Here is a 16,363-nt window from a genome sequence, read left to right as displayed (position 1 = left end):
GGCTCCGCCCGCCCGCCGGCGCGCGTACGCCGACCGGCGCGCCGTACCTCTGCCCGGGCCTCGTCCGGGTCGGCGCCGACCATCGCGGCCAGCTCCCGTGCGAACGCGTCCACCTTGGAGGAGTCGCGGATGCTGGAGACCAGCTGGGCCCCCTCCCGCAGCGCGTCGACCCGCCCGTCGGCGCGGTCGAGGTCGTACTTGCCGACGATGTTGCCGAGCACGAACCGGTACAGCGGCTGTCGGCCGGCGACCAGCTCGCGGACCGCCTCATCACCCCTCTTCAGCCGCAGATCGCACGGGTCCAGCCCACCCGGCTCCACCGCGACATAGGTCTGCGAGACGAAGTTCTGATCCCCCCTGAACGCCTTCAGCGCGGCCGCTTGACCAGCGGCGTCACCGTCGAAGGTGAACACCACCTCGCCGTGCAGCTCGTCGCGGTCGGCCAGGAAGCGACGCAGCACCTTGGCATGCTCATCCCCGAACGCGGTCCCGCAGGTGGCCACCGCGGTCGAGACCCCCGCGAGATGACACGCCATCACATCGGTGTAGCCCTCCACGATGACGGCCTGCGAGGTCCTGGCCATCTCCTTGCGGGCCAGATCGATCCCGTAGAGGACGTGCGACTTCTTGTAGAGGGGCGTCTCGCTGGTGTTGAGGTACTTGGCCGCGATCCGGTCGTCGTCGAAGAGCCGGCGAGCACCGAACCCGATCACGTCGCCGCCGGGATCGCGGATCGGCCACATCAGCCGGCCGCGGAACCGGTCGTACGGCGACCGTCCGCGACTCTGGCTGGCCGCGACCAGCCCGCCGGTGATGAGCTCCTCGTCGGTGAAGCCGCGGCCCCGCAGGTGTCGGTAGAGCACCTCGCCGCCGCGCGGCGAGAACCCGACGCCGAACTGCTCCGCCGCGGCACGGTCGAAGTTCCGCTCGGCCAGCAGCTGACGCGCGACCAGCGCATCCGGCCCGGCGAGCTGCTCGGCGTAGAACTCCGCGGCCGCGGCATGCGCGGCCACCAGCTTGCCGCGCCCGGGGCCACGCCGCTCGGGGGCACCGTCCCCGTCCTCGCGCTCCAGCCGAACGCCGTACTTCTCGGCGAGCCGCTCGACCGCCTCGGTGAAGCTGAGCGCGTCGATCTTCATCACGAAGTCGATGACGTCGCCGCCTTCGCCACAACCGAAGCAGTGATAGAAGTTCCTCGTCGGGTTGACGTTGAACGAGGGCGACTTCTCGTCGTGGAACGGGCACAGCCCCTTCAGCGAGCCCGGGCCGGCCCGGCGCAGGGTCACATAGCCGGAGACGACATCGTCGATGCGCGCCTTCTCGCGCACCTCGGTGATGCTCTGCTCCCGGATCCGACCTGCCACGCGGTGATCCTACGGCCCGGTCCCGACGCCGCCGGCCGCCCCGCACCCCTGACCGTGGGTGCGGCGTGCACCGCGACAACCCCGGGAGACGCGCGCGGAAGGTCGGGGACGCGCGGGACGGATGCGCGGGGTCAGTACTCCCCGGTCATCACGTTGGCCAGCGGCTCTCCCGCGGCGTAGCGCACCAGCTGCTGGCGCACCAACCGGTGCGCACGCGGCCGCATCGCACTGGAGGCGCCGCCGACGTGCGGGGTGATCAGCAGGTGGGGTGCCTGCCACAGCGGATGGTCGGCCGGCAGCGGCTCGACGTCGGCGACGTCGAGCGCCGCGGAGATCCGACCACTCCGCAGCGCGGCGATCAGGTCCTCGGTGACCACCACCGCGCCACGGGCGACGTTGACCAGCACGGCGCCGTCCTTCATCGAGGCGAGGAACCCCGCATCGACCATGCCCTCGGTCTGCGCGGTGAGCGGCACGATGAGGATCACCACGTCCACCGTCGGCAGCAGGTCACCGAGCTCGTCGAAGCCGTGGATGCGGCCGGCATCGCCGTCCCGTGCGGTGCGCGCGACCCGGACGACCTCGCACTCGAACGGACGCAGCCGGGCCTCGATCGCCGTTCCGATCGCGCCGTACCCGAGGATCAGCACCCGCCTGTCCGCCAGCGACCGCTCGAACCCGCCGTGCCACTCGTGCGCGTCCTGCTGCCGGACGAACCTCGGCAGCCCCCGCAGGCTCGCCAGGGTGAGGGTCAGCGCCAGCTCCGCGGTCGAGGTGTCGTGGATGCCGCGTCCATTGCACAGCGTGACCCCGTCGGGGATCCGGCCGCGCAGGTTGTCGACTCCGGCGGAGAGCGTCTGGACCACCGTCAGGCTGCTCATCCGGGAGAGGACCTCGGCGACGTCCGAGTGCATCTGGTACGGCGTGACGTAGAACTCGACCTCGGTGACCGAGTCGGGCACCGAGAGGGTCGGGTCGACCACCTCGTAGCGCAGCCCACCGGGCGGCAGGCCGGTCTCCGGATCGGCGATCTCGCTCGTGTCGAACGGCAGCCAGACCAGGGGTTCGTGACCAGGGGGTCGGTGGACGGCGGGTTCGCAGACAGCGGGTTCGCTCACAGGGGATTCGCTCACCCGGCCGACCCTAGCGAGACGAGCCGGCGCACCATCGCGTGTGCCACGCCTCGGCGGTCACGTCCGTGAGGGACGCCACCTGGTCGATCACCACCCGCAGCCGGCCGGCGTCATCGGAGGCGGCGCGCCAGTCGTCGGCGTAGGGCCGGTCGAGGGTGCCCGGCGCCGAGTCGAGGAGCACGGCGACCAGTTCGGCGAGCAGCTCCCGCTGCCGTTCCATGACCGCCTTCCGCTCCTCGGACTGCATCACGTAGTGCGCGGCGATCCCCTTCAGCACCGCGATCTCGAGCCTGGTCCGATCGGGCACCACCAGGTCGGCGCGATAGCGGACGAACGGCCCCGGCGTCGCCGCATGGGTCGACTCCTGGACGGCCCCGCAGAAGCGCCCGATCAGATCGGAGGTCAGGTTCTTCAGCGCGGCCAGGCTGCGCCGGCTGGCGTCGTACGGCGCCGTCGGCCAGCAGTCACCCGCCCGCAGCCCGGCGACGACATCGACGACGGTGTCCCGCTCGAGGCCGGGCACATACCAGGCACGGGTGGTGGCGGTGACCGCGTCGAGGTCGAGGCGGGTGAGGTCGATCCGACCGGCGACGATGCCGTCCTCGACGTCGTGCACCGAGTAGGCGACGTCGTCGGCGAGGTCCATGATCTGGGCCTCCAGGCACCGTCGCTCGCCGACCCCGGGCGGACGCAGCCACTCGAAGACGCCCAGGTCGTCGTCGTAGACCCCGAACTTCGGGCCGGGACGCCGTCCGCGCCGCCAGGGATACTTGGTGCACGCGTCGAGGGTCGCCCGGGTGAGGTTCAGCCCGACCGAGCGGCCCTCCGCGTCGAAGGTCTTCGCCTCCAGCCGGGTGAGCAGCCGCAGGGTCTGGGCGTTGCCCTCGAAGCCGCCGCAGGACTCGGCCAACTCATGGAGCACCGTCTCGCCGTTGTGTCCGAAGGGCGGGTGGCCGAGATCGTGGGCCAGCGCCGCGGTCTCGGCGATGTCGGGCTGCGGGCCGCCGGCGCCGCCGATGCCGCTCGCCAGTGCGCGAGAGAGATCGCGTGCGACCTGGGCGACCTCGAGGCTGTGGGTCAGCCGGTTGCGCACGAAGTCGTCGGACTGCGGCCCGACCACCTGGGTCTTGGCCGCCAGTCGCCGCGACGAGGCGGCATGGACGAGGCGCGCGCGGTCGCGCTCGAACGGGGTGCGTTCGGGTGCGAGCACCCGCTTGGGCGGCTCGGTAACCAGGCGCTCACGGTCACGGTCGTCGTACAGCTCATCCATCGAGGACGACCCTAGGGCACGCCCACTCTCGCTGACGCCGGCGGATGCGCCACAGCAGCACCCCCACCGCGACCGCGCCCAGGCACAGGTCGAACCGACCGGCGAGGCCGACTCCGAACGCGAACAGGCAATAGAACCCGAGCACGCCGGCGACCACCCGGAACCCGTCGCGGCCGAAGACGGGCCCGCTGACCCGGCGACGCAGCAGCAGGTGGGCGAGCAGGACCGGAGCGAGTACGGCGACCACGGCGATCGGCCACGGCGTGCCGGTGTCGGAGAGCCCCATCAGCAGCAGATTCGCCGCGGCGGCGAGGAAGGACACCGCCGCTACCCCGCGGCGGGCCGGGCCGGGCACCGCCGCCGACGCCCAGAGCGAGGGATGTCCGTGCAGCCTGATCGCGACCAGCGCCAGGGCCACCACCAGGAGCGCCGCGACGACCCGCTGTGGCAGGTAGTCCAGGCTGTAGTGGCCGTAGGCGATGCTGGGCAGCAGCACGAAGCTGCCGGCCACGATGCCCCATGCCCGACCCTCCAGCCAGGGTCGGTCGCGGAAACCGGGGAACATCAGCTCGGTCAGCACGATGGTGGAGACCACGCTGACCACGATGTGGAAGACGGTCAGGTTCACCGCGAGCAGGACGCTGGTGTGCCAGACCTCGCTGTAGTGCCCGATGCCGCCGTCGCCGGCCAGGCGGACGTCGAACCAGAACCTGTCGACCAGCGCCTCCTCCACCACGGCGTACGCCGCGCCCAGGAGGCACAGCCCACGCAGGCCGAGTCCGGCCCGCCAGGCGATCTCGCGGCACAGCAACACGCCGCAGCCGTAGAGCGAGACCACCAGCACGAACGCCGGTGGCCAGACCATGTTCAACGGCGGGCTCGCTCCCGAGAGCCACTCCCCCAGCGCCGGCGCGAGGAACAGCGTCACCACGGCGGGATGTCGGAGTCGGGCCACCGCCCCAGCGAATCACAGACGGGCCGACCGGCGGCGCGGTCACGGGTGGAAGGGACGCTCCACCGTGACCAGCCCAAGCCTCGTGCGTACCGTCGGGCCTGTCCGTCCGGCCCTTCCTCGCCGAGATCCTCGAGGCGGCACCGGTCAGACCCGGGCTTCGCCACGGTGCCGGGGCTGCGTGCCGAGATCGACGTGGTCACGAACTCCTGACCGCGAGTCGTGGCTGCCCGAGCGGCCGACGGGCTAGTTCACCGAGACGTGGACGTGGTCGTAGTGGTTCGCCGTCGCCGACCCACGATCCGGCATCGACCGCCAGCCCTCCGAGGCCCGCACCGGGGTCCAGATGTGTTGACGCCAGATGATGTCGTAGAGGTCGAGCTCGCTGGCGTGCGACTGCAGGAACTCCGCGATCTGGGTGCCGAGCTGTACGTCGCTGGTCATGATGTCGATCGCCTTGCCCGACGCGTGCTCGCCATGGGCGTCCCACCCGCCGTAACTGGTGATCTGGGGGAAGGCGTTGCACACCGCCCGGTAGACCCGGACCGCGCCGGAGGTGAGGCCGTTCTCCACCGAGCCGTCCGGACAGGGGGTCATCGAGAGCCCTGCGGTGACGCCGGTTGGCTTCTCCTTGGTCAGGTAGCCGGTGGTGACCCAGCGGGTGACGCCGTCGACGACCACCTCCTGGCGACCCTGCGCGCTGTTGCCGGTGGCGAGCACCCTCTTCCCAGCATCGAGCTCACCGTCCTGGGTGGCGTCGTCGCCGGGCGCGGTCCACAGGTTGAGTGCGTCGGTGGCCCACATCGCGGTGTAGGACTCGCGACCGGCCGTCGCCTGGCCCGCGTCCACGAGGGACTTGGCGGCCGATACCGACCGCCGGCTCTCGTCGCGGGTCACCCGGTGGCTGCGCGTCGTCGACGTACCCGAGGCGGGATCGCTGCTCGTGGCCGCCGACGTGCTCGACGGGCTGACGTCGAGCGCGACCACCGCACCGCCGGAGCCGCCGGTGAGTCCCATCCCGGCGGTCACCGTGACACCGGTGGCGAGGAGGGCGACCGACCCGGCGACGGTCACGGCCTTCGGTCTACGGCGGGCATTGGTGTCCCGCTTGTGGCTGCCTGCCACAGCGCTGATCCTTTGCTTCGACGACACGGTCAGGCCCAGGCGGATACCGGACGGGGAAGGCGGCCTCACCCGGGCACGTCGATCGAGTAGAACACACCGACCGAGCCCGCGACCAATCAGGCGCCGAGAATCCCCACACCCAGGCGGGAATCTTTGCCCTCCGGGCCGGCCGCACCCGAGCCGGGCCGACTCGACCGCGCCCACGACTGATTCGGCTGTTCTAAGGGCCGATTCGTTGGTTCTGACGACCGACTCGGCGGCTCTGGGGGCGCGCGGCGATCAGCCGCCGGAGGTCTCCCCGGCGTCCTCGGCGAAGCCGCTGCCGCGGCCGTCGCAGTCGGCCAGCCAGCCCTCGGGGACCACCACCCTGTCCCGTGGCGAGCCCTGGCGTCCCCGCGGCGCACCGAGCTCCGAGACCGGGAACGGCTCGGCCGGATCGAGCCGGCCGAGCAGCGCGTCGAGCGCGGCCAGGGAGTCGACCAGCGCCAGCGAACGGCGCAGCTCGCCCCCCGCCCGGAACCCCTTGAGGTACCAGCTGATGTGCTTGCGGATCTCCTTGCAGCCGCGCTCCTCGCCCATGTGCTCGCAGAGCAGCTCGGCGTGCCGGCGCATCATCGCCGCGACCTCACCGAGGGTGGGCAGCGCGGTCGCCCGGCCGGTGTCTGTCGAGCCGGTGTCCGTCGAGCCGGTGTCTGTCCCGCCGGGGGCGAACGCGGCGGCCAGGTCGCGGAACAGCCACGGCCGACCCAGGCAGCCGCGACCGACCACGACCCCGGCCGCGCCGGTCTGCTCGACCATCCGGACCGCGTCCGCGGCCTCCCAGATGTCCCCGTTGCCCAGCACCGGGATGTCGACCGCCGCAACGAGCTCGCCGATCGCGTCCCAGTCGGCCTCGCCGGAGTAGGCCTGGGCGACGGTCCGGCCGTGCAGTGCGATGGCGGCGACTCCCGTCTCCTGGGCGATCCGGCCGGCGTCGAGATAGGTGAGATGGTCCGCGTCGATGCCCGTGCGGGTCTTCATGGTGACCGGGACGCCGTACGGCGCGGCCGCGCCGACCGCGTGCTCCAGGATCTCGGCGAGCAGCCCGCGCTTCCACGGGAGCACGCCGCCTCCGCCCTTGCGGGTCACCTTCGGCACCGGGCAGCCGAAGTTGAGGTCGATGTGGGCGACGCCGTACTCGGCGCAGAGGATCTCGGTGGCCTTGCCCACGTAGGCCGGATCGGTGCCGTAGAGCTGGACCGAACGGACCGTCTCGACGTCGTCGAAGACGAGCATGTCGCGGGTGTGCTCGTCGCGCTCGACCAGTCCGCGGCTGGTGATCATCTCGCAGACGTAGAGTCCGGCCCCGGACTCGGCGCACAGTCGCCGATAGGCGGCGTTGGTGATCCCCGCCATCGGGGCGAGGACCACCGGCGCGTCCACGGTGAGGTCGCCCAGGGTGAGCGAGGTCGGCAGCGACATGCCCCGATTCTCCCGCGCCGCGACCGCGGAGCGGGAATCCTGAGGAGTCAGTGCTTCTTCGAGCTGTGCTTCTTCGACTTCTTCGCCTTGGGCTCGGTGTAGGTGGTGACCTTGCCCTTCCAGGTGATCGGCTCCACGTCCTCGGTCGGCCGATAGCTGACCCCGACCAGCCTGCCCTTGTTCGGCACCAGCACCACCAGGCACACCGAGACCGACTTCCCACGACCGAAGTTCTTCGGCAGGCTCGAGGGGGTGCAGGCCTTGAACGTGCTGCCGAAGGACGCCGCCGCGACCAGCTCATCGGCGTTCGAGAGCCCGTACAGCGGGGTCTGCTGACCGCCGAGATCGGTCTTGCCGACGTTCGCCACCCGCGCCCTGATGAAGTACGGCGACCGCTTGCGGAAGCTCTTCGGGATGTTCCAGCCGGTGAAGGTCTTGGCGTAGCTGGTGCGTTCCAGCTTGGTGACCTTGATCTTGATCCGACCGGTCAGCTTCTGGCTCGGCGACCAGTCCAGGGTGGCGACCTGGCCGAGCTTCAGCGCGGAGCCCGGTGCCGTGGTGGTCGGGATGCCGGTCGCGGCGCTGCCGGCCTGGTCGGCCGAGACCGAGGAGCTCCCCGAACCGGAGCTCGACGATCCGGACGAGTCCGAGGAGCCGGATCCACAGCCGGTGAGCGCGGAGCCGAGCAGTGAGGCTACGAGGACGGCGCCGCCGAGGGCGCGCACGGGACGCATGGGTCTATCCTGCCTGGGCTCGCCTCAGCAGCCGAGCAGGCGCTCCGCGAAATAGGCCGAGACCCCGGCGATCGGAATCCGCTCCTGGGCCATGGTGTCGCGCTCGCGGATGGTCACGGCGTCGTCCTCCAGGGTGTCGAAGTCGACCGTCACGCAGTACGGCGTACCGATCTCGTCCTGGCGGCGGTAGCGCTTGCCGATGCTCTGGGCGTCGTCGAAGTCGACGTTCCAGTTGGCCCGGAGCTCGGCGGCGAGTGCCTTCGCCTTGGGCGAGAGCGCCTCGTTGCGCGAGAGCGGCAGCACCGCGACCTTGATCGGGGCGAGCCGCCTGTCCAGCCGGAGCACGACGCGCTTGTCCACGCCGCCCTTGGCGTTGGGCGCCTCCTCCTCGGTGTAGCCGTCGACCAAGAAGGTCATCAGGCTGCGGGACAGTCCGGCCGCCGGCTCGATGACGTACGGCGTGTAGCGCTCGCCGCTGGCCTGGTCGAAGTAGCGCAGGTCGACGCCGCTGTGCGCCGCGTGGGTGGACAGGTCGAAGTCGGTCCGGTTGGCGATGCCCTCCAGCTCGCCCCACTCCGAGCCGGCGAAGCCGAACCGGTACTCGATGTCGACGGTGCGGGTGGAGTAGTGGGAGAGCTTCTCGGGGGCGTGCTCGAAGTGGCGCAGGTTGTCGGGGTCGATGCCCAGGTCGACGTACCACCGGGTGCGCTCGTCGATCCAGTACTGGTGCCACTCGGCGGCGTCGCCGGGCTGGGTGAAGAACTCCATCTCCATCTGCTCGAACTCACGGGTGCGGAAGATGAAGTTGCCCGGCGTGATCTCGTTGCGGAAGGACTTGCCGTACTGCGCGATGCCGAAGGGCGGCTTCATCCGCTGGCTGGTGACGACGTTCGCGAAGTTGACGAAGATGCCCTGCGCGGTCTCGGGACGCAGATAGTGCAACCCGGAGGAGTCCTCGATCACGCCCAGGTAGGTCTTGAGCAGGCCGGAGAACTGACGAGGCTCGGTCCAGGCGCCCCGCGTGCCGCAGTTGGGGCAGGCGACCTCGGCGAGGTCGACGGTGTCCGGGTCGACCTCGTGCGCGCTGGTCTTGGTCCTCTTCTCCGCCACCTCCTCCTGCAGATGGTCGGCACGGAACCGCTTGTGACAGCTCTGGCACTCGGTGAGCGGGTCGGTGAAGGTCTTGACGTGCCCGGAGGCCTCCCAGACCTGACGCGGCAGGATCACCGCCGAGTCCAGACCGACCACGTCGTCGCGGCTGGTCACCATCGAGCGCCACCACTGCCGCTTGATGTTCTCCTTCAGCTCCACCCCGAGCGGGCCGTAGTCCCAGGCACTCTTGGTGCCTCCGTAGATCTCGCCGCTCGGGTAGACGAAACCCCGCCGCTTGGCCAGGGAGACGACGAGGTCGACGGTCGATGCGGGCGGCTTTGCCACGTGCTGCGCTCTCTCTCACTGATCTGTGCGCCGGCAGGCTGCCGGCGCCGCCCCAGCCTATCGAGGACGGCGCTGGGTGTTGACACCGAGGACGCGCGCGAGCGCCGCAGCCCGCCGGGATCGGCGAGTCTGCGGCGCTCGGCCTGCTCGGGTCGGGTCGGCCCGATCGTGGGTCGGCCCGATCGGGATCAGCCGGTGCCGCCGTACCCCTCGTGGTCGATGATGCCGATCTGGGAGACCACGACCCTGCGGTGCTTCGCGGTGCCCTTGATGCGGATCTTGCGCAGCGACTGGTTGTTCGTGTAGCTCTGCTCCACCAGCGCCTTGTGCGGGTTGGCGTTCACCGAGATGAAGTAGGTGCCGTTGGGCAGCTTGGAGATGTCGAAGGCCTGCCCGGCACGGTACTGGGTGTAGGTGTCACCCCAGCCGCTGGCCAGCACCTCGCGCAGCGAGATCGAGCTCTGGTCGCCGCACGCCGTCGCCAGGTCGGTGTTGTCCGGACGCCAGGCGGCGCCGGAGACCGTCAGGTCGGCCGCATCGGTGTTGGCGAGGCAGAACGACTCCTTGCCCGAGATCTTCACGTTCTTCTTGTTCGCGTCCAGCAGCGAGTAGCGCGCGAAGTCGTGGAAGTGCCAGTGGAAGTGCGAGGGCCGGTTGTCCCACTCCATCGTGCCCACCGGCTCGTAGCCGGTCTGGTTGCCGTCGGCGTCGAAGAAGTACTGATAGGCGTCCATCACCGGCTTGTTGCCGCGGCGGAACCCGTCGACCACCAACGGGCTGTCGCCCCCGTTCCACACGGTCGCCGAGAACCGCAGCACGGTGCCCTTCTTGTTCAGCGAGATGCCCCAGGCCGGCATCGAGCGGAGGTCCGGTCGCGGACCGGAGTCGGCGACGCCGGTCTGGCTGGCGGTCTTGCCGGTCGGCGGGTGCGCCGCCGGCGTGGCGATGTCGCCGTCGGTCTCGGCGACCTTCCGCCGGCCGTCGGCGCCCTTCTTGACCACCAGGGTGAAGGCGCGGCTGGACTGGGCGGTGCTCAGCCCGAGCGCCTTGGCGTACCTCGGCGCGATCTGCACCGTCGCGTCGTACCGGCCGGTGGCGATCTTGAAGCTCCGGTCGAGGTACGGCGAGAGCGCCCAGCCCGCCTGGAGCCCCTGCACGGTGCCGAGCGAGTAGGCGTTGTAGGTGCACTCGTCGGGATAGGGGGAGGTGGCCGGTGCGCTCGGCGTGATCCGTTGCTGGGCGTAGTTGGAGAAGCAGGTCGGCGCGTTGATCACCCGCGCCTGGCCGCCGGACTTCGGCGTCAGGGTGAGCCGGGTGAAGCCCGGCAGGCTGCCCAGCGGCGCCGAGGCCGGCACCGGCAGGGTGACCTCACGGTCCCCGATGATCGCCTTGGTCACCGGCGCCACCTTGTACGACGCCCGCGTGGTACGGACCTCGAACGGGCTCGATCCGGCGATCAGCTGGACGCCCAGGTCGTCGTAGACCTGCTTGCCGTACGCCCTGACGACCACCCGCTTGGGCGCCCACACCCGCAGCGGGGCGCTCGAGGCCGCCGCGGCCTGCGCCGAGCCGGACGGGTCGTCCCCGGCGGCGTGCGCCGGGTCGGTGACCACCTGCGTCCCGACGGCGCTGAGTGCGACGCTGCCGGCGATCGCCACCGTGCCGGCCCATCGCCGTCGGCGTGGCACCCGCCTGGGTGACTTGTACCTGTCTGGCCCGTGCTCATCCGGCCCGCGCTCATCTGGCCTGTGCTTCATCTTCTCCCCCGTCGTCTTCTCCACCGTCGTCGGGACGGTGTGGGTCTCGGACACGATCGGCATCGCGTCCGCGCTCCGTGGCACCGGCCCCCACCGCGGGTGCCACGGAGTCGCAGACACAACCTGTTGACGCGCTGTGAGACGAAGTGGTTGCCCGGAGACGGGATTTCGTCCGTCGATGCTCCGTCGATGGCCCGTCGATGGCCGATCGGGGATCGACCGGTGGTTTGACAACGGTTCTCAGCTGGACTGAGACTGATTCTCAATGTCCCCATCTCCGGCCGCCCCCTCCCCGATCGCCGGGCCCCCGATCGCCGGGCCGCGAGTCGTGGCCCTGGCCGCCGCACTCGCGATCGGTCTCGGCACGTTGACCGGTTGCGCCGCGTTCTCCCACGACGAGGCCGCCGACGACGGTGCGCTGACCGTGGTCGCCGGGCTCTATCCCCTGCAGTGGATCGCCCAGCAGGTGGTCGGCGATCAGGCCGAGGTCGAGGATCTCACCAACCCCGGTGCCGAGCCGCACGACCTCGAGCTGACCCCCAAGCAGACCGCCGACGTCGCCGACGCCGACCTGGTGGTCTACCTCGGGGGCCTGCAGGCGGCGGTCGACACGGCCGTCGACCAGGTCGCCACCGGAGACCCGCTCGACGTCGCCACGGCCGCCGATCTCCAACCGCTCTCGCACGACGGTCACGACGATCTGGACCACACCGACTCCGAGAGCGAGGTCAGCGACTCGCTCAGTGGACAGAGCGAGGAGAGCACCGACCCCAGCGACCTCGACCCACACTTCTGGCAGGACCCGATGCGGATGGCCTCGGTGGCCGACGCGATCGCCGCCGAGCTGGGCACGATCGACCCCGGCCACTCCGCGACGTACGAGCGCAACGCGAAGGCGGTACGGGTCCGGCTCCAGGCGCTGAACCGGCAGTACCGCGCCGGCCTGGCGGACTGCGCCCGTGACACGATCGTGGTCAGCCACAACGCCTTCGGCTACCTGGCGAAGTACGGGTTGTACGTCGAGCCGATCGCCGGCCTCTCCCCCGACGCCGAGCCCACCCCCGCCGACCTGGCCCGGCTGCAGGAGCTGATCGAGAGCAAGGGCATCACCGCGGTGTTCGGCGAACGGCTCGCGCCCGCTCAACTCGCCGAGACCCTGGCCTCCGACATGCACGTGACCACCGCGGTGTTGGACCCGATCGAGGGCCTGACCTCCGCCACCTCCACCGACACCTATCTCTCCCTGATGCGGGACAACCTGTCCGCACTGAAGAAAGCCAACGGCTGCCGATGAGCACTCCTGTGAACACCCCCGGCGAGACCTCCGCCGACGAGCCCGGTCCCGTGCCGCCGGTCGAGCTGACCGGCGGATCGGTCTCCATCGGCGGCGTGCCGATCCTTCGGGGGGTCGACCTGCGGGTGGGCTCCGGCGACTTCCTGGCCCTGATGGGCGCCAACGGATCCGGCAAGTCGACCCTGGTCCGCGCCCTGACCGGCCTGCGTCCGCTGGCCGCCGGCGAGCTGCGACTGTTCGGCACCCCGCTGGACGAGTTCCGCGCGTGGCGTCGGGTGGGGTTCGTGCCGCAGCGCACCGGCGCCGCCTCCGGCGTACCCGCCTCGGTGTGGGAGGTCGTCGCCTCGGGACGACTCACCCACCGGAGGATGCTGCGCCCCCTCTCCCGCGCGGATCGATCCGCCATCCGCGACGCGATCGAGGTGGTCGGGCTGGGCGACCGGGCCCGACAGACGACCTCGACGCTCAGCGGCGGCCAGCAGCAGCGCACCCTCATCGCCCGGGCGCTGGCCGGCGAGCCGGAGCTGCTCTTCCTCGACGAGCCCACCGCCGGGGTGGACCTGCCCAACCAGCATGCGCTGGCCGAGACGCTCGGCGAGCTCAAGCGACGAGGCGCCACCATCGTGCTGGTGGCGCACGAGCTCGGGCCGTTGGCGCCGCTGGTGGACCGCTGCGTCGTCATGCGCAACGGCGTCAAGGAGTACGACGGACCCCGGCTGGCCGATCACGAGGTGCACACCCCGCACTTCGGCGAGATCCACCTGCATCACCACGAGCACGACCAGGACGAGCACCGGCCACCGCATGTGCCGCAGGTGAGCACCCCGCTGGAGTGCACCCACGAGGAGGCCGCCCAGTGAGCGCGATCAACGGTTGGGACCTGCTCTCCTACGGGTTCATGCAACGCGCCCTGATCGCGGCGGCCGTGACCGGGCTCGCCGCCCCCGCGATCGGCACCTACCTGGTCCAGCGCCGGCTGTCGCTGATGGGCGACGGGATCGGCCACGTGGCCGTCACCGGGGTGGCACTCGGCCTGCTCACCGGCGCCTCCCCCACCTGGACGGCGGTGATCGTCTCGCTGCTCGGTGCGGTGGCGATCGAGCTGATCCGGGAGCGCGGGCACGCCGGCGGCGACGTCGCGCTGGCACTGCTCTTCTACGGCGGGCTGGCCGGCGGCGTCCTGCTCTCCGGGATCGGCGGGGAGAGCGCCGCCATGCTGCAGACCTACCTGTTCGGCTCGATCACCTCGATCTCCATCGACGACGTGATCGTGACCATGGTGCTGGCGGCGCTGGTCGTGGTGATCGGGGTCGGGCTCGCACCGCAGCTGTTCGCGGTCGCCCAGGACCAGGAGTTCGCCAAGGTCGCCGGCCTGCACGTGCGCGCCTACAACATGATCGTGGCGGCGCTGGCCGCGGTCAGCGTGACGGTGGCGATGCACACCGTCGGCCTGCTGCTGGTCTCCGCGCTGATGGTGATCCCGGTGGCCACCGCCCAGCAGTTCACCGGCACCTTCCGGACCACCTTGTGGGGCGCGATGCTGCTCGGCGCGGTGGCGTCACTGGGCGGGCTGCTCATCTCCACCTTCGCCTCGTTCCACGCCACCGTCGCGCCGGGGCCGACCATCGTGCTGCTCGGCCTGGCCTGCTTCATCCTGGCCTGGCCGCTCGGCGCCCTGGTACGCCGCCGACGGCAGCTGCGCGCCCGCACCGCACCAGCGGCGGCGGAGGCGAGCGTTGGCTGAGACCACGGGCTCGCTGCGGCCCACGAGGCAGCGCACCGCGGTGGCCGGCCTGCTCGCCGAGGTGGAGGGCTTCCACTCCGCGCAGGAGCTGCACGACCTGCTGGGCAAGCGCGGCGAGCAGGTGGGACTGGCCACCGTCTACCGCACGCTGCAGCTGCTGGCCGAGGCCGGCGAGGTGGACGTGATGCGCACCGAGGACGGCGAGGCCGTCTACCGGCGTTGCTCGGAGAGCCACCACCACCATCTGGTCTGCCGCGACTGCGGTGCCACCATCGAGGTCGAGGCCGCGGCCATCGAGCGATGGACCCGGACGATCGCCGACCGGCACGGCTTCACCGAGGTCGCCCACACCCTGGAGATCTTCGGCGTCTGCGCCGCCTGCCGGGGCTGAGCAGCGCGCGGCACGCCCTCCGGGGCAGCGCGTCCTCAGGGCGTCGCGACCTGGTTGGGCTGGGCGCCGCCGTACCGGCGGTCGCGGCTGGCGTAGGTCTCCACCGCCGCCCACAGGTGACGCCGGTCGACGTCGGGCCAGAGCACGTCGGTGAAGACGAGCTCCGAGTACGCCGCCTGCCAGAGCATGTAGTTGGACAGGCGCTGCTCCCCGCTGGTGCGCCAGACCAGGTCGGCGTCGGGAAGCTCGGGGACGTAGAGATAGCGGGCGAACGTCTTCTCATCCACCTTGGCCGGGTTGATCCGGCCGGCGGCGGCATCCTCGGCGATCCGCCGGGCGGCGTCGGCCAGCTCGGCCCGGCCGCCGTAGTTGACGCACATGGTCAGGGTGCACACGTCGTTGTCGCGGGTCAGCTCCTCGGCGACCTGCAGCTCCTTGATCACCGACCTCCACAGCCGTGGGGTCCGCCCGGCCCAGCGGACCCGGACGCCGAGCTCGTTCATCTCGTCCCGACGGCGCCGGATCACGTCGCGGTTGAACCCCATCAGGAACTTCACCTCCTCCGGGCTGCGGGTCCAGTTCTCGGTGGAGAAGGCGTAGGCGCTGATCGCCTTCACGCCGAGCTCGATGGCGCCCTCGACCACGTCGAACAGGCTGCTCTCGCCGGCCTCGTGTCCCCGGGTGCGAGGAAGCCCGCGCTCCTTGGCCCAGCGACCGTTGCCGTCCATGATGATCGCGACGTGCCGGGGCACCAGCTCGGCCGGGATCCGCGGCGGCCTCGCCCCGGACGGATGCGGGGACGGCTGACGCACGGGCTTGGCTCTCCTCACAGCCGCCGAGCCTAGTCCCAGACCGGCGCTACCGCTCGACGTACTCCCACGAGCGCAGGCCGCGGTCCAGATGCCAGGTGAGGTACGCCGAGACCAGGCCGGTCGCCTCCCGCGAGCTGCGCTCGTCGGCCCGGCTCACCTGGGCCCAGTCGCCGGTGAGCAGGGCACCCAGCAGGGTGACGGTCTCCGCCGACGGCGAGGCCGAACCCGGCACCCGGCAGGTGCGGCACAGCATGCCGCCCATCGACGGGTTGAACCAGCGGTGCGGCCCCGCCAGACCGCAGCGCGCACAGGCGGCGAAGCTCGGGGCATACCCGGCGACGGCCAAGGACCGCAGCAGATAGGAGTCCAGCACGTGACCCGCCCGCCGTTCCCCCTGGGCCAGCACCCGCAGGCCGCCGACCAGCAGCAGGTACTGCTGCGGCGACGGATCGCGCTCCTCGGCGATCAGCCGATCGGCCGTCTCCAGCATGCAGGTGCCGGCGGTGTAGCGCTCGTAGTCGAGCCCGATGCCGGCATGGAACAGGGTCAGGGTCTCGGCCTGGGTGACGGTGTCCAGGTTGCGGCCCTCGGCCAGTTGCAGGTCGACATGGGTGAACGGCTCCAGCCGGGAGCCGAACTTCGAGGTGGTCCGCCGCACGCCCTTGGCCACCGCGCGCACCCGGCCGTGATGGCGGGTCAGCAGGGTGATGATGCGGTCCGCCTCCCCCAGCTTGTGGGTACGCAGCACAACCGCCTCGTCGCGATACAGAGGCACGACCCTATTCTGCGCCCCCACCGCGACCGAGCCGGCGCAGGCACACCGGCACGGGCACACTGGCACGGCATCAGCGGCATCAGACCGGCGCAGGCACACCTGCCGGGCGACACA

The 16,363-nt window shown here is 71.1% G+C and carries 15 protein-coding genes; 4 read left to right on the top strand and 11 right to left on the bottom strand.

Translation table 11 applies throughout. The features are described 5' to 3' along the window. From dnaG to QM638_RS19175, 9 genes are all read right to left on the bottom strand, one after another. The coding region (dnaG, locus tag QM638_RS19215; RefSeq protein ID WP_415144609.1) for a DNA primase at window positions 1-1,364 on the bottom strand (1,364 nt) is incomplete at its 3' end. Window positions 1,365-1,495: 131 nt separating this feature from the next. Next, complete coding sequence (locus QM638_RS19210) at window positions 1,496-2,482, bottom strand: 2-hydroxyacid dehydrogenase (protein WP_415144608.1); 987 nt, start codon at window positions 2,480-2,482, stop codon at window positions 1,496-1,498. Window positions 2,483-2,507: 25 nt separating this feature from the next. Beyond that, entirely contained in the window at window positions 2,508-3,767 is a 1,260-nt protein-coding gene (locus QM638_RS19205; protein ID WP_415144606.1) for a deoxyguanosinetriphosphate triphosphohydrolase, read from the bottom strand. Then, window positions 3,760-4,722 carry a hypothetical protein gene (locus QM638_RS19200; protein ID WP_415144604.1) on the bottom strand — a complete coding sequence of 321 codons (963 nt, stop codon included), beginning with the start codon at window positions 4,720-4,722 and terminating at the stop codon, window positions 3,760-3,762. Before QM638_RS19200 ends, QM638_RS19205 begins: the two co-directional genes overlap by 8 nt. A gap of 243 nt (window positions 4,723-4,965) precedes the next feature. Beyond that, window positions 4,966-5,844 carry a mucin-2 protein gene (locus QM638_RS19195; protein WP_415144603.1) on the bottom strand — a complete coding sequence of 293 codons (879 nt, stop codon included), beginning with the start codon at window positions 5,842-5,844 and terminating at the stop codon, window positions 4,966-4,968. 279 nt (window positions 5,845-6,123) lie between these two features. Next, complete coding sequence (gene dusB / locus QM638_RS19190) at window positions 6,124-7,305, bottom strand: tRNA dihydrouridine synthase DusB (RefSeq protein WP_415144601.1); 1,182 nt, start codon at window positions 7,303-7,305, stop codon at window positions 6,124-6,126. Between the two features lie 47 nt (window positions 7,306-7,352). Beyond that, on the bottom strand, window positions 7,353-8,039 hold the full coding sequence (locus QM638_RS19185) for a hypothetical protein (protein WP_415144599.1): 687 nt from the start codon (window positions 8,037-8,039) through the stop codon (window positions 7,353-7,355). A gap of 24 nt (window positions 8,040-8,063) precedes the next feature. Further along, window positions 8,064-9,476, bottom strand: a complete 1,413-nt coding sequence (locus QM638_RS19180) for a glycine--tRNA ligase (RefSeq protein ID WP_415144597.1) — start codon at window positions 9,474-9,476, stop codon at window positions 8,064-8,066. Between the two features lie 188 nt (window positions 9,477-9,664). Beyond that, window positions 9,665-11,296, bottom strand: coding sequence for a lysyl oxidase family protein (locus tag QM638_RS19175; RefSeq protein ID WP_415144595.1), 1,632 nt, complete (start codon window positions 11,294-11,296; stop codon window positions 9,665-9,667). A gap of 202 nt (window positions 11,297-11,498) precedes the next feature. Here QM638_RS19175 and QM638_RS19170 point away from each other — a divergent pair, with 202 nt between their 5' ends. From QM638_RS19170 to QM638_RS19155, 4 genes are read left to right on the top strand one after another with little or no spacing between them, the layout of a single operon-like run. Further along, the gene (locus tag QM638_RS19170; RefSeq protein WP_415144594.1) at window positions 11,499-12,527 is read left to right on the top strand and encodes a metal ABC transporter substrate-binding protein; all 1,029 of its coding nucleotides are present in this window, start codon (window positions 11,499-11,501) and stop codon (window positions 12,525-12,527) included. Beyond that, complete coding sequence (locus QM638_RS19165; RefSeq protein WP_415144592.1) at window positions 12,524-13,387, top strand: metal ABC transporter ATP-binding protein; 864 nt, start codon at window positions 12,524-12,526, stop codon at window positions 13,385-13,387. The genes QM638_RS19170 and QM638_RS19165 overlap by 4 nt, the downstream gene beginning before the upstream one ends. Continuing rightward, complete coding sequence (locus tag QM638_RS19160) at window positions 13,384-14,271, top strand: metal ABC transporter permease (protein ID WP_415144590.1); 888 nt, start codon at window positions 13,384-13,386, stop codon at window positions 14,269-14,271. The genes QM638_RS19165 and QM638_RS19160 overlap by 4 nt, the downstream gene beginning before the upstream one ends. Continuing rightward, on the top strand, window positions 14,264-14,662 hold the full coding sequence (locus QM638_RS19155) for a Fur family transcriptional regulator (RefSeq protein WP_415144588.1): 399 nt from the start codon (window positions 14,264-14,266) through the stop codon (window positions 14,660-14,662). The genes QM638_RS19160 and QM638_RS19155 overlap by 8 nt, the downstream gene beginning before the upstream one ends. Before the next feature lie 35 nt (window positions 14,663-14,697). Here the strand turns inward: QM638_RS19155 and QM638_RS19150 are convergent, their stop codons facing one another. Together QM638_RS19150 and recO are read right to left on the bottom strand one after the other, a co-directional pair. Next, window positions 14,698-15,474, bottom strand: a complete 777-nt coding sequence (locus tag QM638_RS19150; protein WP_415144586.1) for an isoprenyl transferase — start codon at window positions 15,472-15,474, stop codon at window positions 14,698-14,700. A gap of 46 nt (window positions 15,475-15,520) precedes the next feature. Next, complete coding sequence (recO, locus tag QM638_RS19145; protein ID WP_415144584.1) at window positions 15,521-16,249, bottom strand: DNA repair protein RecO; 729 nt, start codon at window positions 16,247-16,249, stop codon at window positions 15,521-15,523. Between the last annotated feature and the right edge of the window lie 114 nt (window positions 16,250-16,363).

Origin of the sequence: Nocardioides sp., assembly GCF_047606145.1 — a bacterium.
Classification (GTDB): domain Bacteria; phylum Actinomycetota; class Actinomycetes; order Propionibacteriales; family Nocardioidaceae; genus Nocardioides.
The sequence above is the reverse complement of the archived record's forward strand: the minus strand, read 5'-3'. Positions and strand labels throughout refer to the sequence as shown.

Bases quoted from the DNA above. Each gene is read 5' to 3' on its own strand.
- QM638_RS19165 (WP_415144592.1), top strand. From the start codon at position 12,524: ATGAGCACTCCTGTGAACACCCCCGGCGAGACCTCCGCCGACGAGCCC.
- QM638_RS19170 (WP_415144594.1), top strand. From the start codon at position 11,499: ATGTCCCCATCTCCGGCCGCCCCCTCCCCGATCGCCGGGCCCCCGATC.
- QM638_RS19185 (WP_415144599.1), bottom strand. From the start codon at position 8,039: ATGCGTCCCGTGCGCGCCCTCGGCGGCGCCGTCCTCGTAGCCTCACTG.
- QM638_RS19205 (WP_415144606.1), bottom strand. From the start codon at position 3,767: ATGGATGAGCTGTACGACGACCGTGACCGTGAGCGCCTGGTTACCGAG.
- QM638_RS19175 (WP_415144595.1), bottom strand. From the start codon at position 11,296: ATGCCGATCGTGTCCGAGACCCACACCGTCCCGACGACGGTGGAGAAG.
- dusB (WP_415144601.1), bottom strand. From the start codon at position 7,305: ATGTCGCTGCCGACCTCGCTCACCCTGGGCGACCTCACCGTGGACGCG.